The sequence below is a fragment of the Bacillus sp. JHAA genome (genome assembly GCF_036961585.1).
In the GTDB taxonomy this organism is placed as follows: domain Bacteria; phylum Bacillota; class Bacilli; order Bacillales; family Bacillaceae; genus Bacillus; species Bacillus velezensis.
The window spans coordinates 31498-50273 of record NZ_JBAMDE010000006.1 but is presented as its reverse complement, the minus strand read 5'-3'; the positions used below and the strand labels follow the sequence as shown (position 1 = coordinate 50273).

The window sequence follows — 18776 nt, the reverse complement described above, 5'->3', positions numbered from 1 at the left end:
TATACTACACTACATGCGGCTTTGTACCATCTTCTTCATTCGCAGCTGAGAAAATCCGATAAAAGCCGAAATTAATAAGAGGAGGCCTGCGCCAATATAAATAAACCGCACGCCGAATACATCCGAGATGACCCCCGTTCCGATAATGGAAAACATAAAAATAAACTGAACTAAAGCTGATCTCGCCGCTAATATATTGACCCGTGTCTTCTCGGTCGTGATGTTTTGAAGCAATGTTTCCTGCGCGAGATCTCGTAATACACAAGCCGGCCCCATACACAGCACCAGAAAAAGGGCCGTAACGGCACTTGTGATCAACCCATAAATAAACGTGAACATTCCATATGCCAAGGCTCCCGTCAGCATAAGCGGAATGAGATGATGCTGAAACTGACCGGATAACTTATAGATGATCAGTCCGCCGATCATCGTCCCTGCATAATAGACTCCGTTGACATACCCCCACCAAGCCTCTCCTTTATGAAGGACGTCATGCACATAAGTCAAGGACACAGACCCGATCCATATCATGCCTGCCCACGATTCGATCACATCCATCACAATGAGAACCCTCAGCTGCTTTTGCCGAAATAAATACACCCAGCCGCTTGCCGCATCTGCAAAAAGGGAACGTTCCCTGACTGCTGCCGGCGCACACATGCGTACTTGAAGAAACAGAATGATGCCCAAAACCGAAGAAACCAATAACATGACAGTGACGATCATTGTATCGCTCTCTCCCAAGAACGCTATGATGACGCCGCCGAGAGACCACCCCGCAAACTGAACGGTCTGATCCGCCGCAGATAATAAACCGTTCGCTTTCGCCCTTCGATCAGGAGGAATGATTTCCCCAATCAGCGCGCTTTTTATCGGAGCAAACCATCCGTTGCAAAAAGAAATGCCTCCGATCAGACAAAACATCAGAAAAAAGAATGCGGATGAACCGGTTTGGATGACAAAAAACAAACAGACTAACAGTGTGATCTGAATCAATTGAGAACCGATTAACAAAGACCGAAGCGTGAACCGGCCGGTGACCAGCGGCAAAACGGCGCTGCCCAATACGCGACATACAATGCTGACGAACGTCATAAGAGAGGCCATCGCCGTCGAACCGGTTTTTGTAAACAAAAACAAGATGACAGCCATCGTATAAAGTGAGAACCCCAAGTTGATAGCGGTCTGGCTGTATAAAATAGCGTAATATGCCCTCTTCATATTCATCTTCTCACTCCCTGATTATGTAAATCATACCATATTTGCTGATCAGCTCTCTTTTTTTAAAAAAGGTAGGTATGGAGTCAAAGCTGGCTGACATCGAAAATGTCATTAAGATTCCGGACAAAAACAAAAGCCGATGCGCGCAGGCATCGGCTTTCAAATTAACCTAAACATTATTTATCACCAAACGACTCAAGAACAAGCGACACAAAAGCTTCAGCGGCCGGAAGCTGCCATTTTTTCTTTTTGACCAGCATATGAGAATAAAGCCGCTCGAACGGCTCAGACTGCTGAAGAATTTTCAGCTTCCCCGCTTTTACCTCTTCTTTTACCGTAATATAAGGTAAAACGGAGAAACCGAGTCCGCTCATCACCGTCTGCTTAATGGCCTCTATACTCCAAAGTTCCATTGTTTGTAAATGACTGATATCATGTTTGACGAGAAATCGTTCAAACATAGTCCGATAGCTGCATCCTTCTTCATTTGTAATAAAAAAGTGCTTGCCGCTTTGTTGATAGTCGTCAAAATGTTCCGGGGCGTCATTGCCCGCCACGAGGACGATGCGTTCCTCCAATAAAGAATGATGTATGCATTTTTCCATTTGTATCTCCGGATACACCATAAATGCAATATCCACGCGGCCGCTTACTAATTCCACCTGATTCTGCCCGCATGTTCCGTTGCTCAATATGATATTGACGTTCGGATACTTCATGGAATATTCTCTGATAATCGGCCCCAGTCTGGAAATGGTCAAAGACTCCGGCGCCGCAATTTTTAAAACGCCCTTCACCTCGTGAATGCTTTGCATATTTTTGATCTTGTCATGGGCGGAAAGTAAATCCTCGGCTAACGGTATCAGCTCTCTCCCTAAAGGCGTCAGTTTCAGACGCCTTTTTTCGTACGTAAATAATGCGCCGCCGATCTCCTGTTCAAGCGCCTGAATATGAGTCGTAATCGTCGACTGCGTGTATCCCAGCTTCGCCGCGGCCCCTGTATAGCTTCCCTTATCTACAATGGCCTGAAATGTAATAAGATGTCTGATCTCCATATGAATTCACCTCTAAGATGTATCGAAAAAATCAATAATGCGATTTTATTTTTCAATTTTATTTATAACTATTCTTATCATACAATAAAAAACGGTTCCATCACATTAGCAAATGAAGGTGATTTAATGAGTATCATAGCTTTTCTTTCTTATGTCCTGATGACATCTATTACGCCCGGGCCGAGCAATATTTTAATGATGAATGAAGCGCGCAGAGCCGGCTTTATCGGTTCATGGCGTTTTAACGGCGGAATCCTGACGGGATTTGCAGTGCTCGGCATTCTCAGCGGTCTGTTCACAATGAGTGTTTATCATTGGATTCCCGTCGTGGAACCTTACTTTAAAATTGCCGGAGCCGTCTATTTGCTCTATTTGGCTTGGCAGATTTCGCTGCCCAAAACATCAAAAGGCGATTCTGAAAAAACCCGATCGTCTTTTCTATCGGGATTTCTGTTTCAAATGATCAATATAAAGAGTATTTTATTCTTTTTAACCTTAATGAGCGCTTTTATATTGCCATTTCAGCACACGTATCCATTGATTGCGTTCTGGCTCGCGTCGGCTATTCTCCTGGGCTGGGCGGCTTTACTGCTGTGGTCGGCATTCGGCTCTGTTTTTAAACATCTCTTTGAGAAACACGATAAAGCGTTTCGCATCTTGATGTGTCTGCTGCTCATCTATTCTGCTGTAAGCATTTATCTGTAATTCAAAAAAGATAAACGCCTATTGGTGTTTATCTTTTTTTCGTTTCGTCAATAATCCCAGCCAGACTGAAACGGCTGCTGAAACGGCAGAAAGCGCCGTAATCATGACGGCAATGCCGCCCCAGCCGAATTGGTGATAGAAAGCGCCGCTTGCAGTCCCCCCAATGCTCCCTCCCACATAATAGGAAAACAAATATAAGGCCGCGGCCTGTGCCTTATCGCGGACGGCCAGTTCGCCAACCCAGCTGCTGGAGATCGAATGGCCCGCAAAAAAGCCGAATGTGAAAATCGCAACTCCTAAAATCATGATCCCTATATCAGCAGATAAAGTAATGCAGACACCAATCATGACAATCACCAATGAGAATGGCAGGATTTTTCTTTTGCCGTATTTGTCTGCTAACATGCCCATCCACGTTGAACTGAACGTTCCGACAAGGTATACGAGAAAAATAAATCCGACTGCCGTTTGGCTTAGTGAATAAGGCGGCTTCATCAATTGAAAACCGATATAGTTATATAAAGATACAAAGCCGGCTTCCAATAAAAAACCGATGATCAAAAGGCAGCCGAAACCGGGCGTCCTGTATTGACGGTAAAATGAGGTGAAAATGTCGTTTCTTTTATATGTCCGGGGCGTAAAATGAGAAGAGGCAGGAAGGATCGTCCAGAAGATAATACTTGCCAGCAAACTGATGAGGCCGATCGTCAGCAAAGCCGTATGCCAGCTGAAGGAATCCGTCAGAAAGCCGCTGATGATGCGTCCCGTCATGCCGCCAATCGAATTTCCGCTGATATAAAGCCCCATTGCCATTCCCAAGCTGTCCGGCTCAATTTCTTCAGCTAAATAAGCCATTGCCGCCGCGGGAAGCCCCGCTAATGCGGCTCCCTGCAGCGCCCTGCAAACGACGAGCAGCTGAAAGTCCGAAACAAACCCTGTGAGAACGGCTAGGACGGATGCAGCAAATAATGACACGCCCATTATCTGCTTCCGCCCGTACATTTCTGATAAAAAACCGGCGAATACCAGACTGATGGCTAAAGCAATCGTTGCCGCTGATTGGCTTAAGCTTGAAACCGCCGGTGACAGGTGAAAATCGTTTGCGATATCAGGCAGCAGCGGCTGCGTTCCCCAAAGGATGGCAAACGTGCAAAATCCGCCAGCAAACAAAGCGAAGTTTACCTTTTTGAATTGAAGTGTGCCGCGGCGAATGTAAGTCATTTATCTTCCCCCTTTTCTGTTAAGCCGGGTTTGAATAAACGCTATAAAATTCTCCGCTGCCGGCGATAAATAGCCGTCTTTCCTCCAAGCCAAACCAATCTCTCTTTCACAGATCGGATTGGTGACACTGAGAAGTTTGACCTTTGTTTTATCAAAAACGTGCAAGTCAGGGATAAGAGACACCCCCAGTTTAGCGCCGACTAACCCGGAAGCTGTCACAATATCTTCTCCCTCAAATACGACATCCGGTGAAAATCCCGCTTTTTCACACAACTCTTTAATCATGCCGTGAAGAACATTTGTATCTTTAAAAGAGATAAACGGTTCATGCTCCGCCATTTTCAAATCAATTTCATCATATGAGGCGAGCGGGTGTTCAGCAGAAACGGCTAAATATAACTCTTCTGTTAAAAGCGGCTGGCAGATCACCTCATCGTTTTCATCACGAAGCGAAGTCAATGCGATGTCCACTTCTCTTGACGTTAATTGCTCGATAATCTGCTGATTTGATGCTTGGGTCAACTGAAAATTGACATGAGGATACATGTGTTGAAACGAGCTGATCACATCCGGAACCATACTCATGCCAAGCGACGGCAAAAAAGACAACAATATTGTGCCGTTGTTGGGATGGATTTCATTCCACACTTCCTGCTTACCGATTTCAATTTGTCTGATAGATTGTTCCACACGATGCAAAAACATTTTCCCGTACCGATTCAAATAAATATTCCTGCCTTTGCGATCAAAAAGCTGAACGCCCAGCTCGTCTTCAAGCTTTGAAATCGAACGGCTGAGAGCGGGCTGAGATATGGACAGCTGTTTTGCTGCCTGTGTAATATGCTGCACTTGCGCCACTGTCTGAAAATAATTAATCTGATGCCAATCCATTGATTGCCTCCGCGATTTGTTATTTTCACTTATCATACGTTACCCGATCTATAACTTCTAATTGTTAGTTTGCATGAAACTGATGCATATAAGGAATGATTTTCAAAACAGAATAAAAAAAGAGGGCTTCCTTTCCGGAAGCCCTCATTCCGTCTGCTACGCCAATAAAAGAAAAATAAGCGCTAAAACAGCCGGAAGTCCTTGTTTTACGATAATTGATTTGTTTGAAGTAAAGCCTCCGAAAATGGCCGCGATGACCACGCAGATGACGAAAAACATTTGAATCATATGGCCAATCGGATCAGCTCCGAGGATCAGCCCCCAAATGAGGCCGGCAGCCAGAAATCCATTATACAGACCCTGATTTGCAAACATGACCGCTACATTCCGATCACCTTCTAAATGCTTCGGCAATTTGAAGGACCGCTTAGCTGCCTTCGAATTGATAAAAAACATTTCAAGTATCATGATAAATATATGTTCTAAAGCTACAATTCCGACGAAAACAGCCGCAATCATGTCCACTGTCCCTCTCCTCTCAGCTTCACTTCAACCTTATTTCCATTGTGCGATTGTTTCGATAGGAAGACGGTAGGAAGCATATCCTTCGTCTGCCGCTTTTCCGATTGATAACAGCATGACCGGTACATAACGCTCTTTATCCATTCCGAAAACCTCGGCAATCTTTTCTTTATCGTAGCCGCCGATCGGGTTTGTGTCATAGCCGTGCGCGCGTGCCGTAAGCATCAGCTGCATGGAAACGAGTCCTCCGTCAATCAGAATCGTTTCACGGTTCACTTGCTCCGGCAGTTTTTCAAAATGCGCCGTCAACGCAGCGATTTGTCTGTCTTTTACTTCCTGCGGCATGTAGCCCAGTTCGACCGCTTTTGAATAAATTTCTTCTAAATAGTCATCACTGTTCATATCTGCGAAAACCGCGATCACCGCAGATGATGTGCTGACTTGTGTTTGGTTAAAGCTGGCAAGCGGCGCGAGTTTTTCTTTTCCTTCAGGGCTGTCAATGACGAGAAAACGCCACGGCTGCGCGTTGACTGAAGACGGCGCTGTCGTTGCTTCTTCCAGGATTTGAGTCATTTCTTCTTTGCTGATTTTAACAGCCGGATCATAATTCCGAATGGAACGGCGCCCTTTCATAATGTCCATAAAGTCGTTTGTTTTCAGTTCTGTTTTCATGTGTAAAACACTCCTATGCTTTCATATTTTCTATATTATTCTGCATCTGTGACAATACGTTTTTTAACATACTGCGTTCTTCCTCGCTGACACCGGCAAGCATTTCCTTTATGAAACGCTCCTTCTCCTTTTTGGAAGCCTCGATTCTCTCCCGCCCCTGTTCAGTAAGCCGGACAAGTATAATTCGGTTGTCCTCGGGCTTCCGCCTTCTTGTGACCATTTCTTTGGCTTCAAGCTGTTTCAAGTGTCTTGTCACGGCTGCGCCATCAATATTCACCTTTTTCTGAAGATCGCTTTGGCTGATCTCATCGACGTAAAAAAGCACGGCGAGAAGCTCAAGGCGGGATTGGCTGATTCCGGTGCACGCTTCAAACTTCGTGCCGATCACTTTATGCAGTGATTGGAGCTGATATAAAATCTCGCCTTCCTCTGAACAACATGCTGTCAAAACCCATCCCCACTTTCTTTTGCGCAATTAATTGACTAGTCAATGTTTGATATATCAATAATATACAGCCGTCATTCTATTTTTGCAAGTTTTTTCTCCTTTATTAAAAAAAGCTGCCGATTAACGGCAGCTCGCTTCTTAATGATTATGGACTTTTCTGAAATTACTGCCTTTTACTTCTGCGACATCATATACCGTCACAAAGGCTTGTTTATCAATGTCATTAATAATTTCTTTCAGTTTGGTTTCTTCCAAACGGTTGATGACACATGTGATTTCTTGGAATTTTTCATGAGAAAAACCGCCGTATGCTTCTTTATAAGTAGCGCTCCGGCCCAATTCTTCACGAATGGTCTCTACCATTAATGCAGGCTCATTGGTGATAATCTGAAATGTTTTAGAACCGCTTAAGCCTTCCTCAACCACATGAATCACCTTAGAAGCAATGTAGTAAGCAATGACGGAAAGCAATGCGCCTTGCAGCCCAAATACAAAAGAAACAAAAATAAACACAAACATGTTTAAAAATAAAATGAGGTCGCTCGTGCCAAACGGCAATTTCCGTGACAGAAGCACAGCCAGCATATCAATTCCATCTAATGCGCCGCCGTTACGCAATGCCAATCCCATTCCAAAGCCGAGAATAATCCCGCCGACAACGGTGATTAACAGGGTGTCTCCCTCGATGATAGCCGGTGTGTGGTGGAAAAAACTCGTGCCCGCGGCAAGTGAGACAATACCGATAATTGATAGAAACGCAAAACCTTTCCCGATTTGCTTATATCCTAACCAGACAAACGGTATATTGATCACCGCAATTAAGATCCCAAGAGGCAAATGAAACAGCTGTGAACCGACAATGCTGAGTCCGGTTACACCGCCGTCAGATACACTATTCGGAATCAATACGGTTTCCAGTCCATACGCGGCAATAATTCCGCCGATGATGACCATGATGGCCCGTACGATTGATTTCACTCTGAATTTCTTACGTCTTTGTTTTTCGATTGTACTCATATCATTCCCCGCTTCAATTATTTTTTCTTATTTAAATATACCATAATTGATACTTTTCGTTAAAAATAAGCCTATCGGCTATGTTGAAGCAGGAACCGAGGAAGGAGATGTCACAGATAACGTATCCATTTATGACTTTAATCATTCACAATGTAATCATTCACAATGTAATCATTCACAATGTAATCATTCACTAAAAGGAATTAATGACCATTAATAATCTCTTTTATTCCCCTTCTTCACATATTCCCAATCATGTTCTATATTTTTTCTCACCCGCTGAAGAAGGCTGAAAATGGTTTCTTTTTCCTCAGATGTAAAGCCGGACAGAGCTACCTCCGCAGAATGCTCTCCTTCTCTTTGCAATAACGGATAAACCTTTCTCCCTTTTTCAGTCGGAAACAGTTTTTTTATTTTTTTATTTTGATCATCAGGACGCTTTTCAATAAACCCCTGTATTTCCAGTTTTTTGATTGCCCTCGCCGCTGTTGTTCGGTCGACTTTAATCATTTCCGCCACTTTTTCCTGTATCACTCCCGGGTTTTCACATATACGCACAAGATAGAGATACTGCCCTTTTGTTAAGTCTAATTCCTTAAATTCAATATTGCTGATGGAATCCAGTGCCCGTGCGATCATGCCGATTTCCCGCAAAATATCAGTCATATCTTTTCAAACCCTTCATTTTTTGTTGCATTTACAATATAATTATTTTATCGTTACTTCTATAAGACCACAAGCAAGCCGTGCAGTCCAGACTAACATGTGAAAAGGATTGGTTGATTATGAGGATAAAAAGAATAACAACGGAAATTGATTTACAAGCAGCGCTTGAGATTAGAAAAGCAGTATTCATTGAGGAACAGCAAGTACCTGAAACCGATGAATTTGATCAGTTCGATACGCTTGAGGATCAGTGCGGGCATGTCTTGGTTTATCATGAAAATCAGCCTGCCGGCACAGGACGCGTCCGCATCGTAAACCATACAGGCAAGCTCGAACGAATCTGCATCCTGAAGCCTTACCGTAAATACGGGTTGGGCAAAGTCATCATAAGCGAATTAGAAAACATGGTAAAAGAAAAAGGCATCACCCAATGTAAACTGCATGGACAAACACATGCGGAAGGCTTTTATCACAAACTGGGCTATCAGACAGATTCACCGGAATTTATGGAAGACGGCATCCCGCATGTCTTGATGACAAAAGAGCTGTGAGCTGTCACTGAATGAGCAGCCAAACGGCTGTATGAATTATTTACCGAAAGCCTTGTATAAAGGCTTTTTTTCTTAGCCTGAAACTCAAATTAAAAGGTATGTGTGCGCAGCCGGTGCTTGTCACAAATGGCCGCCACAAAAAAATCAAAGCTGGAATAAAACTACCAATTTTAGCTTTTAATCTATTAAAAATTAACAGTTAAAGAGATTATAAAAAGGAAGAAAACCCCAAATTATACAAGAAAGACTGATTCTCTCTAATATGGACTGCTGACGCGTTACATTTTTTCTATCTTCACATATCTTTAATACTAAGTACGTTATAAATAGATTCCAGGAGGAGATATGAAGTGGAAGAAACGAGTATGGAGCCATCACGGCTCTGCAAAGAATTTGCTAGAATTCTCAATTCAACGCCCAGTGTCGTAAATGGCGTATGTACGGCGACAAGATTTCGAAGCAACATCCATCCGGTGGTACTCGGAAGAAGAGCCGAGGCATTTCCTTTTATTCCTCAGGCCTTTTCATTTGAAAGCATGGATCGGGAAGGCAGAGCTTTATGTTTAGGTGAGACTGTTTTACTGCAAGAAGAAGTGAACCCGTTAATGAGTGAGCTGCGCAAATTCGGTATCATCGTAACTGCCGTTCATAACCATTGGCTGTTTGATAAACCGCGTCTGATGTTTATGCATTTCGAATCAATTGATAAACCTCTCAATTTTGCAAGAAAAGTGAGAGAGGCCCTGAGGGTTCTAACTACTAAAACTGTGCGTGCGGTACCAAAAACTGACGGGGAAATGATTGAACGGCATGGTCTTTGTGACGAATTCAACGATATTCTAGGCGGAACCATGCATACGTTTGAAAATGGAATTTGTACAGTAATGAGATCACGAACGAATATAAAACCAGTAGTACTGGGACGGCCTGGAAGATCATTTTTGCTCATTCCGCAAATGTTTTCATTTGAATCAATGACAAAAGACGGCCGTGCTCTCTGCAGCGGAGAAACTGTCATTCTGCAAAAAGAAATCAATCCATTTATCAGCGTTCTTCGGAAACATGATCTGATTGTAACGTCACTTCACAATCACTGGCTGTTTGATAAACCGAGACTGATGTATATTCATTTCGAAGCGATTGATAAACCTGTCAACTTCGCCTTAAAAGTGAGAGATGCTTTAAATGTGCTTACTGATAAAGAGGTCAAAGCTTAGCATGTTTCGAAGTATCAAAAAGCGATTAATATAATCGCTTTTACATATGATCAACCGAAAAACAAAAAGGAGGTCAGACATTTTAATGTTAAAAAACAGCCTTATAGGCTGTCGTTTTGTGTATATTCTATTGATGAGTTTATACTAATTCAACCCGCATTCCATACAAGCTCTTTATTTCTCAATGGTTTTCTACATGTCGTTGTGCAAACACCTTCTTAGCCACTGAAAGAGCATTAAGTACACGCGGGAAGCCTGTATAAGGAACCAATTGGGTGATACTCTCTACAATCTCAGTCGGTGTTAATCCGGATGTAAGCCCTGTATTGATATGAAGTTCAAGCTGCGGCTCGGTTCCTTGCGTTACAAGGGATGAAATGGTAACAAGCGCACGTTGTTGATTGGTTAATCCCGGTCGTGAATATATATCTCCATAAGCAAATTCTATCATGTACTTACTTACATCTGGGGCGATATCTTTCAAGTCTTCAGAAATTTTTAAATGCGTAGAGATTTTATCATCGCTTGTTAAAGTGTACTCCATTAATTTGTCTAAACCTTGTTGGTAACGGCTTTGATCCATTTGAATTTCCTCCTGAAAAGTACTTATTTTCTGACATAAGATAATATATCGCAGCCCTCTCTAACCGTAAAATACATAAAAACTATAAAAACCATTCATTTTTTTCATGAGTTATCTTGATTTACGTAATTACTCTTACAAAAAAATGAAATATACCGGATAAATTCGCGTACTGCGTGCGAAACGTATTTTCCTTTTTTTGAAATAATCGCCACTTTCCAAGGAATTGATGGATTAACAATGGAGATTGCCTTAACTAAACTTTGATCAGTCTTTTTCACTATAGACTGAGGGAAAATGGAGATACCTAGTTCTTCTCCAATCATTTCGCTGATAAAATCCCATTGAGAACTTTCATAAACGATATTTGGACGAAAACCGGCTCTAATACACTCTTGAATAATCCGATCGTGAAGAGAAAAGTCTTCACTAAACAGGATGAAAGGTTCATTTTTCAAGTCTTGCATTTCCACAATCTCTTTATGAACAAGCGGGTGAGCGGAATGAACGAAGAGCATCAGTTCTTCATTAAGCAATGGAATGATATCAAACTGCTCTTCGTCCACTGGCTCAATAACCACGCCAAGATCCAGTACCCCATCTTCAACCTCCTGTTTCACCTTGTTTCCCCCATGTTCTATCAGCTTGATGTTCACATCAGGATACAATTGTTTAAATCCTCTAATGATTTTAGGAAAAAACAAAACACCGATAAGCGGCGGTATTCCAATTTTCACTTTTCCTTTTTTTAAATGTAAAAGATCGTATAAGTTCGTCGACAAGTCATCTATTGACTTCATAATCATTTGGCCTTGCTCAAATACAATTTCGCCTGCATCTGTCAAAGCGATCTGTCTAGCTGATCGATCAATGAGCTCAACCTTTAATTCCTCTTCCAAACTTTTCACCATCTTACTTAAGGCAGGCTGTGACAAATGCAGATTTTCTGATGCCTTAGTAAAACTGTTGGATTTAGCAACTTCAAGAAAGTAAGTGATTTGGCGTATATCCATCGTATGACCTCCATTCCATAAGTTTAACGAATACATTATATTCTTTTTATTCATTTTACTTATACAACTGCTGGGTGTAAACTTTTAGGAGACCAAAATGAATCCTGGAGGGGTTACTATGAGTAAATTATTGGAAAGTAAAGTTGCTCTTGTTACAGGCGCGGCGAGTGGAATTGGTTTAGAAATTGCACGTGAATTCGCTAAAGAAGGCGCAAAAGTTGTGATTTCCGATTTGAACGAAAAAGCCGTGCAACATGCAGCTGAGGAACTTACGGAACAAGGATACGAAGTCCTCTCTGCGGTTTGTGATGTAACAAACGAAGAACAAGTAGAAAAAAGTGTCTCTAAGACACTTGAAACCTTTGGACGATTGGATATTCTGGTAAACAATGCGGGGATTCAGCATGTGTCGGATATAGAAAACTTCCCGACTGATAAGTTTGAATTTATGCTGAAATTAATGCTTACTGCTCCTTTTAGTGCGACAAAAAGAGTATTCCCTTTGATGAAAAAACAAAAATTTGGCCGCATCATCAATATGGCTTCCATAAATGGTTTAATCGGTTTTGCAGGGAAAGCGGCTTATTGCAGCGCCAAACACGGTTTGATCGGTTTAACTAAAGTATCAGCATTGGAAGGAGCGGAATACGGAATTACCGTCAACGCCTTGTGTCCGGGATATATCGACACTCCATTGGTGCAAAACCAGTTAAAAGATATTGCAGAGACTAGAGGCATTTCTAAAGAAAAGGTGTTTGAAGAAGTCATTTACCCCTTGGTTCCTCAAAAACGTTTATTAGCCGTGCAAGAAATCGCTGATTACGCAGTATTCCTCGCCAGTGACAAAGCGAAAGGAGTTACAGGACAGGCAGTCGTAATGGACGGCGGTTATACGGCCCAATAATCTGAAAAAGCGCTATTCTTCATCTGTAGATATAAGAATTTCTGTGAATGATTTACTCTTCATAAACCAAGCCGATGTTCTTCTAGGAAAGACATAGCCATACAGATTGAAGTTTGAATAAAACAAGGAGGGCAAAGATTAACCTTTTTTTAACATTTTGCATCTTAACTTAAGAAAAGCCGCTTTGTTAGCGGCTTTTTACTGGTTTCCATGAGGGGGAAGAAGCATTTGAAAAAGCGAAACGCGAAAACAAGCCGATTCTTGTCATTGATAGCTTGTCTCTTTCTATTAAAGTAATCATTATATATTTATCTGCTTGCCAATTCCTTAATCATCAAACTCAATTCATAAATTCCCTTTTGAAGGTCTTCAAGAGATGCATAAGCATATGATAAGCGAATATAATTCCCTTTTTCTTGAGCATAGATACTGCCGAGATTGAGAAGTATCCCTTTTGTCAAAGCTTTTGTATAAAGTAATTTCATAGATAGTGAAGGCAATATTTTTACCCAGACAAAGAATCCTCCCTTCGGCATATTCCATATAGCGACATTCTTCAAATTGGTTTCTAAGAGACTCATGACCAATTGCCTTCTCACCTTTAATTGACTTCTCACCTGTTCTAGATGTTGCTGGTATTCACCGGATGTAAACCACTCTGCCGCTACTCTCTGAGATAACGAACTGGAGCCGTAATCTGTTTGCATTTTTATGTCGGATAAACGTTCAATCACTGGTTCTGGACCGACGATCCATCCAATCCTCAAACCCGGACTTAACGTTTTCGATAAACTGCCTATGTAAAGCACATGCCCATTTTTATCTATTGTTTTAATAGGATCTGGAGGAATCTCATCTATCCATAACTCACGATAAATGTCATCTTCAATAATGGGAAGCTGTGCATTCTCACTTGCGGCAAGGATTTCTTCTCGTCTCTTTTTTGACATTAAAATACCTGTCGGATTATGAAAACAAGGATTTGTATATAAGATAGCCCTCCCCCGCTCCCCCCTTGCCACGTGGATATGTTCCGGCAAAAGCCCATCGTTATCCATAGGAACTCCAGTCAGCTTCATACCGGCTGATTGAAATACGTGTAATGAATAAAGATAGGACGGCTGGTCAAGATAAACGGTCGATCCCCTTTGTAAAAGCCCCATTGATATAAGCTGCAAGGCTTGCAGTGCGCCCGAAACAATAAGAATGGAAGAAGGAGACGCTTGAATGCCGATTGTTCTTAAATAGCCGCTTAATGCCTCTCTCAAAGGCAAATATCCTTTTGGTTCCTCATACCCGAATGCCTCTATGTTTTGAGATACCTTTCCCATGATCTCTTTCATAACAGCTAAAGGAAAAATCTCATGTGAAAGTTCTCCTTTACTGAGCTGTATAAGATCAGAATTTGATTCTGATTTATTGATCTCTTGAACGATTTTTTGGCTGGGCTGCTGGATTCCGGAGGTTACATACTGATCCCAATCGGGAGCGGAATTCTTAGCCAAAAGTGTCCATGTATTGTTCGTAACAACTGTCCCTTTGCCCATTCTGCCTTCGATTAATCCATCCGCCGTCAATTCCTCTAAAGCTGTAATGACTGTGCTCCTGTTCACCTCAAAGTGTTTAGCAAGCGTGCGCTGGCTTGGAATCTTACTTCCAATCGGCCATTCTCCATTTCCTATTTTCTCTTTTATAAATTGAATGATTTGTATGTACTTAGGAAGCTTTTTCATCTTTTTTTCTTCTGGAGCTCTCATAAAAAGGATCCTCCTTAAAAACTAAAGTGGTTGGGTCAAAATCTATTTAACTGGTTGAAGCCATATCATCAAATCTTTATTAATATAGAACCACATTAAATAACTGGTTGGTTTTTGTAAAGAGGAGTGAGAAAGATGAGAAAGAAAACAGTTCGAATCGGTATATCTTACAGTCTGATGATTGGGTTGTGGGCATCAGCTTTCCCGGGAATTCGAGCGGGTTTGGAGAGTTACACGCCGGAACACCTCGCTTTGTTTCGCTTGTTGATTGGGTCAATGGCACTGTTGGTTTTTGCTGTTTTGACTCATATGCGTTTACCTGACATGAAGGATATCCCTGCTATTTTATCGTTAGGATTTTTAGGTTTTGCACTATATCACATTTTGCTGAATATCGGAGAAAAAACAGTCAGCGCAGGGGTAGCAAGCTTACTCGTGACCATGACACCTATTTTTTCTGCAATGTTATCCCGTCTGTTTTTTGGTGAACATTTTGGGCTTTATAAATGGATTGGCTCTATCATAAGTTTATTGGGTGTGTCGATCATTTCATTTGGGGCAGGAAACTATACAAATTCAGTGAACGGCATTTTGTTAATCCTGCTGGCAGCTTTTTCGGAGAGTATTTATTTCGTTTTTCAAGCTCGCTATATAAAAAAATATGGATTTATTCCATTCGTTACATTCACTATTTGGGGCGGGACAGTACCTATGCTTGTGTTTCTGCCTGGCTTAGGGGAAGAGTTTTTGAACGCTTCAATGAACTCAACATTGTCTATCGTTTACTTAGGTTTATTACCAACGGTTGTGCCTTACTTTGCACTTGCGTATGTAACTTCACTCGTCGGTGCTTCAGAAGCAACCATTTCACTTTATTTAACACCAGCCGTAGCCTTGGCCATTTCTTGGGTGTGGTTAGGGGAGGTGCCTGCGTTTATTGCACTGACAGGCGGGATGGTTACAGTCGCCGGAGTGTGTTTCACCTATCTAACAGTAAATAAAACGATAAAGATTTTAAATCCTTATTTCTTATCTAAAAAGCAATAAGGTGGATGAAGTTTAATCCTGAAAATAGAGTCATAAGCAGTTCTCCTTTTTAATGACTTGGGTGTGGTTCACAAAGTTGAGTGTATGAATTTTTTTAGAGGATTGTGGTATGTTAAACATACAAATATTAATAGAAAGAAGGTGAGCCCATGCCAAACAATAGTAAACCCAACAGTTTAATCATGGAGAAGTCCCCCTATCTGCTCCAACACGCCCACAACCCCGTAAACTGGCATCCTTGGGGAAAAGAAGCCTTCGAAAAAGCAAAACGCGAAAACAAGCCGGTTCTTGTCAGCATCGGCTATTCGACGTGTCACTGGTGCCATGTAATGGCCCACGAGTCCTTTGAGGACGAAGAGATCGCCGGTATGTTAAACGATAAATTCATAGCCATCAAGGTTGATCGTGAGGAGCGGCCTGATGTGGATTCCGTGTATATGAGAATCTGCCAGCTGATGACGGGGCAGGGCGGGTGGCCGCTGAACGTGTTCGTCACACCAGATCAGAAGCCGTTTTATGCGGGGACATATTTTCCGAAGACGAGCAAATTTAACCGTCCGGGCTTTATCGATGTGCTTGAACATCTGTCCGAAACGTTTGCGAATGACCGGCAGCATGTCGAGGATATCGCCGAAAACGCCGCCGCTCATCTTGAAGTCAAGGTTCACCCGGCCGAGGGCATGCTTGGCGAACAGGCGGTTCATGACACGTATCGCCAGCTGGCCGGCGGGTTTGATACGGTGTACGGCGGGTTCGGCCAGGCTCCGAAATTTCCGATGCCGCATATGCTCATGTTTCTGCTTCGCTACTACAGCTATACGGGCAAGGAACAGGCTTTGGCCGGCGTAACCAAGACACTTGACGGCATGGCGAACGGCGGAATTTTTGACCACATCGGGTTCGGATTCGCCCGCTACTCGACTGATAATGAATGGCTCGTGCCGCATTTTGAGAAAATGCTGTATGACAACGCCCTTCTCCTGACCGCCTATACGGAAGCCTACCAAGTCACGGGTAATGAGCGCTACAAACAGATTGCGATGCAGATCGTAACGTTTATTCAGCGGGAAATGATACACGAAGACGGCAGCTTTTTCTCAGCTTTAGACGCTGATACCGAAGGCCGTGAGGGGAAATATTACATATGGTCCAAAAAAGAAATCATGAATCTTCTCGGTGATGAACTCGGCCCGCTTTACTGCAAGGTGTATAACATCACAGATCAAGGCAATTTTGAAGGCGAAAACATCCCGCACCTCATTTTCACGCGGCGTGAGGCCATCCTCGAAGAGACCGGCCTCACCGGACATGAACTGGCCGGACGCCTTGAAGAGGCAAGAATAAAATTGCTGGAGGCCCGTGAAAACAGAAGCTATCCGCATACAGATGACAAAGTGCTGACCTCATGGAACGCGCTCATGATTGCCGGGCTGGCAAAAGCCGCAAAGGTATTTCACGAACCTGACTTTCTCAGCATGGCGGAAACAGCGATCCGCTTTCTCGAACGGCACCTCATGCCGGACGGGCGCGTCATGGTCCGCTATCGCGAGGGCGAAGTGAAAAACAAAGGGTTTGTCGATGATTACGCTTTTCTCATCTGGGCTTATCTTGAACTGTATGAAGCGGGTTTTAATCCGTCTTATCTGCAGAAAGCGAAAACGTTATGTACAAGCATGCTGGAGCTGTTCTGGGATGAACGGCACGGAGGTTTCTTCTTTACAGGGAATGATGCCGAGACCCTTCTTGTCAGGGAAAAAGAGGTTTATGACGGGGCCGTGCCTTCCGGAAACAGCGCGGCTGCCGTACAGCTGCTTCGTCTCGGCCGCCTGACGGGTGATATATCACTGATTGAAAAAGCCGAAGCGATGTTTTCCGTGTTCAAACGGGAAATAGAGGCCTATCCGAGCAGCAACGCTTTCTTCATGCAAAGCGTACTGGCACATACAATGCCCCAAAACGAAATCGTTGTTTTCGGAAGGAAAGATGACCCAGACAGAAAACGTTTCATTGAGGCGCTTCAGGAGCATTTCACTCCCGCCTATACGATTCTCGCCGCAGAACATCCGGAAGAGCTTGCCGGCATTTCTGACTTTGCCGCGGGTTATCAAATGATCGATGGGAGGACAACGGTCTACATTTGTGAGAATTTCGCCTGCCGGAGGCCGACGACGGATATTGATGAAGCGATGAACACCTTACAAATCAGCAGCAGAGCCTAGGCGGCCTGCTGCTTTTCTTTTTTCACAAAACGGAACGCGAGCCATACGAAGATGATATTGATCACCAGAGTCGATATGCAATCATATATTTCATAGCCGCCGGCTGCTGTTGTAAATATCGACGGAATGCCGCCGTACACCGAATGATCCTCTGTGAGAAAGATAAATAAAAACATATTATTGGCAGCGTGACCGCCAAGGGACATCTCCAGACTGCCCGTTTTAATCGTGATAAAGGTCCAGATCATGCCAATGGTGACATATCCGATTCCCGCCCAGAGAGCCCCATTATCCATCTCCGGATTCCCGAAATGAAGTGCGCCGAATAATCCGCCGATAATGACTGTCAGAACCACCGCATTTGCCGTCAATTTTCCGGCGAACTGAAGCAGAAAACCGCGAAAGAGAAATTCCTCCGCAGAGGTTTGAATCGGCACCAACAAGACGGCCGCCGCTAACAGCAGCAGAAAACGTGAAGCATGGAATCCCTGAAGCATGAAACGATCCGGATGAATTGTAAAATCAATCAGCCCCGCGACAAACATCAGCACAACATATGTGCCGAATCCAAAGAAAATCCTCTTCCAGTTCAGCGACTGATTTGGTGTGATGATGGATAAAAACCGCCGTTTCATAATGAAACGAACCGCTATCCAAATGCCCGGAATCGCTATGAAATAGACGATATGCTGTAAATAAATATCCGCCAGCGGGTCACTTAATGCCCCCTCATCCCAATTTATCGTCAGTGAAGGATTGAAAGCGGACGTGAGAAACATATAAAACACGGTCAGTATGCTTCCGAAAAAGAACAAACCCACAATGACCAACAGAGAAAGGATATATCTCGATACACTATTTTTTCCCTCTGCGGGCCGTACAAACGTATTCATATTTATGCATCAACTTCCTTTCCTTCAACATTTTACAATATAAACAGAAACAGATATAGGAAATGTTATATATTTTAAGAAGAAAGCGCTATGCCGTTTCCTTTGGCTCTGGTTATTTACACTCTGTTTTTGCCAAAAAAAGACCTTTATAATGTATTCGTCAGATAAATTAAC

Annotated in this window: 19 protein-coding genes; 6 read left to right on the top strand and 13 right to left on the bottom strand. The window is 43.0% G+C overall.

Annotated elements, in window-relative coordinates; translation table 11 throughout:
- Positions 1-9: 9 nt before the first annotated feature.
- The gene (locus V7728_RS14635) at positions 10-1227 is read right to left on the bottom strand and encodes an MFS transporter (RefSeq protein ID WP_099567245.1); all 1218 of its coding nucleotides are present in this window, start codon (positions 1225-1227) and stop codon (positions 10-12) included.
- Positions 1228-1397: 170 nt separating this feature from the next.
- Entirely contained in the window at positions 1398-2276 is an 879-nt protein-coding gene (locus V7728_RS14630; protein WP_043020847.1) for a LysR family transcriptional regulator, read from the bottom strand.
- 126 nt (positions 2277-2402) lie between these two features.
- Here V7728_RS14630 and V7728_RS14625 point away from each other — a divergent pair, with 126 nt between their 5' ends.
- Positions 2403-2981: a LysE family translocator gene (locus V7728_RS14625; protein ID WP_099567298.1), complete on the top strand. Its 579-nt coding sequence runs from the start codon at positions 2403-2405 to the stop codon at positions 2979-2981.
- 18 nt (positions 2982-2999) lie between these two features.
- Here the strand turns inward: V7728_RS14625 and V7728_RS14620 are convergent, their stop codons facing one another.
- The 7 genes from V7728_RS14620 to V7728_RS14590 all read right to left on the bottom strand — a co-directional run bounded on the left by V7728_RS14620 (position 3000) and on the right by V7728_RS14590 (position 8418).
- Positions 3000-4202, bottom strand: coding sequence for an MFS transporter (locus V7728_RS14620; protein ID WP_076424872.1), 1203 nt, complete (start codon positions 4200-4202; stop codon positions 3000-3002).
- On the bottom strand, positions 4203-5093 hold the full coding sequence (locus V7728_RS14615; protein ID WP_099567246.1) for a LysR family transcriptional regulator: 891 nt from the start codon (positions 5091-5093) through the stop codon (positions 4203-4205).
- 156 nt (positions 5094-5249) lie between these two features.
- On the bottom strand, positions 5250-5618 hold the full coding sequence (locus V7728_RS14610) for a DUF1304 domain-containing protein (RefSeq protein WP_038464539.1): 369 nt from the start codon (positions 5616-5618) through the stop codon (positions 5250-5252).
- 30 nt (positions 5619-5648) lie between these two features.
- Positions 5649-6287 carry a nitroreductase family protein gene (locus tag V7728_RS14605; RefSeq protein WP_004393039.1) on the bottom strand — a complete coding sequence of 213 codons (639 nt, stop codon included), beginning with the start codon at positions 6285-6287 and terminating at the stop codon, positions 5649-5651.
- A gap of 13 nt (positions 6288-6300) precedes the next feature.
- The gene (locus V7728_RS14600; RefSeq protein ID WP_169510223.1) at positions 6301-6762 is read right to left on the bottom strand and encodes a MarR family winged helix-turn-helix transcriptional regulator; all 462 of its coding nucleotides are present in this window, start codon (positions 6760-6762) and stop codon (positions 6301-6303) included.
- Positions 6763-6873: 111 nt separating this feature from the next.
- Positions 6874-7752 carry a YitT family protein gene (locus V7728_RS14595; protein ID WP_012118921.1) on the bottom strand — a complete coding sequence of 293 codons (879 nt, stop codon included), beginning with the start codon at positions 7750-7752 and terminating at the stop codon, positions 6874-6876.
- A gap of 213 nt (positions 7753-7965) precedes the next feature.
- On the bottom strand, positions 7966-8418 hold the full coding sequence (locus V7728_RS14590; RefSeq protein ID WP_007615031.1) for a MarR family winged helix-turn-helix transcriptional regulator: 453 nt from the start codon (positions 8416-8418) through the stop codon (positions 7966-7968).
- A gap of 119 nt (positions 8419-8537) precedes the next feature.
- On the opposite strand from V7728_RS14590, the gene V7728_RS14585 reads away from it, so the two are divergent.
- Both V7728_RS14585 and V7728_RS14580 read left to right on the top strand, forming a co-directional pair.
- The gene (locus tag V7728_RS14585; protein WP_015418634.1) at positions 8538-8969 is read left to right on the top strand and encodes a GNAT family N-acetyltransferase; all 432 of its coding nucleotides are present in this window, start codon (positions 8538-8540) and stop codon (positions 8967-8969) included.
- Positions 8970-9319: 350 nt separating this feature from the next.
- On the top strand, positions 9320-10186 hold the full coding sequence (locus V7728_RS14580) for a DUF1259 domain-containing protein (protein ID WP_099567247.1): 867 nt from the start codon (positions 9320-9322) through the stop codon (positions 10184-10186).
- Positions 10187-10367: 181 nt separating this feature from the next.
- Here V7728_RS14580 and V7728_RS14575 read toward each other — a convergent pair whose 3' ends face one another.
- A complete protein-coding gene (locus tag V7728_RS14575; RefSeq protein WP_007409882.1) occupies positions 10368-10769 on the bottom strand; it encodes a carboxymuconolactone decarboxylase family protein in 402 nt (133 codons plus the stop codon).
- A gap of 104 nt (positions 10770-10873) precedes the next feature.
- Positions 10874-11782 (bottom strand): LysR family transcriptional regulator, encoded by a 909-nt coding sequence (locus V7728_RS14570; protein WP_099567248.1) that lies wholly within the window; start codon positions 11780-11782, stop codon positions 10874-10876.
- Between the two features lie 118 nt (positions 11783-11900).
- Between V7728_RS14570 and V7728_RS14565 the strand changes: the two genes are divergently transcribed.
- Complete coding sequence (locus V7728_RS14565; protein ID WP_015240976.1) at positions 11901-12686, top strand: 3-hydroxybutyrate dehydrogenase; 786 nt, start codon at positions 11901-11903, stop codon at positions 12684-12686.
- A gap of 308 nt (positions 12687-12994) precedes the next feature.
- On the opposite strand, the gene V7728_RS14560 is transcribed toward V7728_RS14565, so the two are convergent.
- Positions 12995-14443: an aminotransferase-like domain-containing protein gene (locus V7728_RS14560; protein ID WP_335371369.1), complete on the bottom strand. Its 1449-nt coding sequence runs from the start codon at positions 14441-14443 to the stop codon at positions 12995-12997.
- Between the two features lie 135 nt (positions 14444-14578).
- Between V7728_RS14560 and V7728_RS14555 the strand changes: the two genes are divergently transcribed.
- Both V7728_RS14555 and V7728_RS14550 read left to right on the top strand, forming a co-directional pair.
- Positions 14579-15490: a DMT family transporter gene (locus tag V7728_RS14555; protein ID WP_025285584.1), complete on the top strand. Its 912-nt coding sequence runs from the start codon at positions 14579-14581 to the stop codon at positions 15488-15490.
- 149 nt (positions 15491-15639) lie between these two features.
- Positions 15640-17709: a thioredoxin domain-containing protein gene (locus tag V7728_RS14550; RefSeq protein ID WP_099567249.1), complete on the top strand. Its 2070-nt coding sequence runs from the start codon at positions 15640-15642 to the stop codon at positions 17707-17709.
- Here the strand turns inward: V7728_RS14550 and V7728_RS14545 are convergent.
- Entirely contained in the window at positions 17706-18602 is an 897-nt protein-coding gene (locus tag V7728_RS14545) for a CPBP family intramembrane glutamic endopeptidase (RefSeq protein ID WP_099567250.1), read from the bottom strand. The two genes, V7728_RS14550 and V7728_RS14545, sit on opposite strands and share 4 nt — an antisense overlap.
- Between the last annotated feature and the right edge of the window lie 174 nt (positions 18603-18776).